A 2005-nucleotide genomic window follows, 5' to 3' on the forward strand; every position below is an offset into this window, starting at 1 on the left:
GCTCGGGGGTGGTGGTGGGCGGGACGCTGTTGAGCGGCATGTCGATCAGGGTGGTGACGCCGCCGGCCGCGGCGGCCCGGGTGGCGGTGGCGAAGCCCTCCCACTCCGCGCGGCCCGGGTCGTTGATGTGCACATGGGTGTCGACGAGGCCGGGGAGCAGCGCGGCGTCGCCGTGGTCGACGAGCCGGACGCCGGCGGGCGGGGCCGCGGCGTGCGGCAGCACGGCGGCGATCCGGCCGTCGGCGACGGCGACGCTCGCGGGGCGCTCGCCCTCGGGGGTGACCACCCGGGTGGAACGCAGCAGCAGTTCGGTACCGGACAACGGACGCCCCCTCGCAGGCTTCAACAAGCTGTTGAACGTCGATCCTCGGTGGCGACGGGCGGCACGTCAAGGACAGGTAGGCTTCCGGTAGCCCGCGACCACCGACTCGCGAGACCGGCTTCGCGAGACCGACTCCCCACAAGGATTGAGGAACGCGACGTGTCGTCCGACGTGGCCAAGTCCTCCGCCAGCGGCGGGGTTCAGTCCCTTGAGCGTGCCTTCGGCCTCCTTGAGCACATGGCAGACGCCGGGGGCGAGACGGGCCTGAGCGAGTTGGCCGGCAGCAGCGGTCTTCCGCTGCCGACGATCCACCGGCTGATGCGCACCCTCGTCGCCTGTGGCTACGTCCGCCAGCAGCCCAACCGCCGCTACGCGCTCGGCCCACGGCTGATCAGGCTCGGCGAGAGCGCGGCCCGGCCGCTGGCGACCTGGGCGCGGCCACATCTGGCGCGGCTGGTCGAGGAGACGGGCGAGACCGCCAACATGGCGCTGCTCGACGGCGACGAGGTGGTGTACGTGGCGCAGGTGCCGTCGCGGCACTCGATGCGGATGTTCACCGAGGTGGGCCGCCGGGTGCCGCCGCACTGCACGGGCGTGGGCAAGGCGCTGCTCTCCGGGCTGCCGGACGCCGAGGTGCGGGAGCTGTTGGCCCGCTCGGGGATGCCGCCGGCCACCGAGCGCACCATCACCACGCCCGACGCGTTCCTTTCGGCGCTGCGCGCCGTCCGGGAGAACGGCTTCGCGCTGGACGACAACGAGCAGGAGATAGGCGTCCGGTGCGTCGCGGTGCTGGTCCCCGACGCGTCGACGGCCGCCGCGATCTCGGTGTCGGGGCCGGCCGGCCGGGTCACGGACGCGGCGACCGAGAAGATGGTCCCGCTGCTCCAGGAGGTGGCCAGGGACCTGTCGGCGGCCCTGGCCACGCCGCCGAGGAGGAGCGGCGTTCTCCGCTGACCTCGCCGCTGGGGGCCAGGTCCTGTCCGGTCGCGTCAGACGCGGTGCTCCCCCAGACTTCGTCCGGGTGGGGGTGCCCCCGTTCGCTTCGCTCAAGGCGGACCACGTGGCGGAGCCGCACATCGGCAGTAGCGCAGCTCATACGTGGCCGTATTCGCGCGGAGCGTCGATATGCCGCTCCGCGGCGTGGGACAACGCAGCGAGGTGCCGTGTATGGCGTCGTGGCCCCGGAAAGATCGGTCGGACAGGGCCTACGCTGACAGCATGACCTCGACAGCGCCTGTCGCCGGTTTGCTGCTCGCCGCGGGCGGTGGGCGGCGCCTCGGCGGGCGGCCCAAGGCGCTGCTGACCACGCGCGGACGGCTGTTCGTTGAGCTGGCCGCCGGCGCGCTGCGTACCGCCGGCTGCGATCCCGTGGTGGTGGTGCTCGGCGCGGGAGCCGACCGGGTGCGGGAGCGGGCCGAGCTGACGGGCTGTCTGCTGGTGGACAACCCGGAGTGGGCGTCCGGGATGGGCTCCTCGCTGCGGGTCGGCCTGGCGGCGGTGGCGCGGGCGGGCGCCGGCGCCGCGCTGGTGGCGCTCGTCGACCAGCCGGGGGTGGGCACGGCGGCGATGGCCCGGGTGGTGGCGGCGCACCGCTCGCCCGAGTCGTTGGCGGCGGCCACGTACGGGGGGCGGCGCGGGCATCCGGTGCTGATCGGCGCCGCGCACTTCGCGGGGGTCGCGGCC

General features: G+C 74.5%; 3 protein-coding genes. 2 read left to right on the forward strand and 1 reads right to left on the reverse strand.

Annotated elements, in window-relative coordinates; all coding sequences use genetic code 11:
* A partial coding sequence (locus tag E1265_RS35830; protein ID WP_165954013.1) for an amidohydrolase family protein occupies positions 1–322 on the reverse strand: 322 nt, incomplete at its 3' end.
* A 159-nt stretch (positions 323–481) separates the two neighbouring features.
* Here E1265_RS35830 and E1265_RS35835 point away from each other — a divergent pair.
* Together E1265_RS35835 and E1265_RS35840 are read left to right on the forward strand one after the other, a co-directional pair.
* Positions 482–1276 (forward strand): IclR family transcriptional regulator, encoded by a 795-nt coding sequence (locus E1265_RS35835; RefSeq protein WP_132935117.1) that lies wholly within the window; start codon positions 482–484, stop codon positions 1274–1276.
* A 264-nt stretch (positions 1277–1540) separates the two neighbouring features.
* A partial coding sequence (locus E1265_RS35840; protein WP_132935118.1) for an NTP transferase domain-containing protein occupies positions 1541–2005 on the forward strand: 465 nt, incomplete at its 3' end.

It is taken from the genome of Streptomyces sp. 8K308, from assembly GCF_004348315.1.
Taxonomy (GTDB): Bacteria; Actinomycetota; Actinomycetes; order Streptomycetales; family Streptomycetaceae; genus Streptomyces.